Below are 425 nucleotides of genomic sequence, written 5' to 3' on the forward strand. Positions count from 1 at the left end.
GCCGTCCACGACCTCCTGCCGCAACGGCTGGCGTACCGCCTTCGGTTCGGGCACAGCCCGCTGAATCGCCCTTTGTCCCACCGCCACCTCTTGACCCCTCTCCCTTGCCCGACTACGTTCCCACGCTATCAAGCATCAGACATCAGACGTCTGATGCATCACGAAGCGATACCTTCAGGCCAGTCCCTTCGTGGAGAACCAGCCATTCCGCATCCTCGCTCGTCATGACTCCCCGCCAGGAGGGTTCCTTGTCCCCGCGCAGTGCATCCGGCCTCGACCGCCGCACCTTCATGAGATACACCGGCGCCCTCGGTGCGGCGACCGCCATCACCGCGGGCCTGTCCGCCTGCGGCGGTCCGGGCAGCACCGGTGACGGCTCCGGTGGTTCCGGCGGCAACACCGACACCATCGAAGCCGGGCTCTCG

The 425-nt window shown here is 66.8% G+C and carries 1 protein-coding gene; it reads left to right on the forward strand.

What is annotated here, in order from left to right; translation table 11 throughout:
* Positions 1–224: 224 nt before the first annotated feature.
* Positions 225–425 (forward strand): twin-arginine translocation signal domain-containing protein (locus LPA54_RS39835; protein WP_228985290.1); only part of this gene is annotated, 201 nt, incomplete at its 3' end.

The organism is Streptomyces sp. DH12 (assembly GCF_020873895.1).
Taxonomy (GTDB): domain Bacteria; phylum Actinomycetota; class Actinomycetes; order Streptomycetales; family Streptomycetaceae; genus Streptomyces.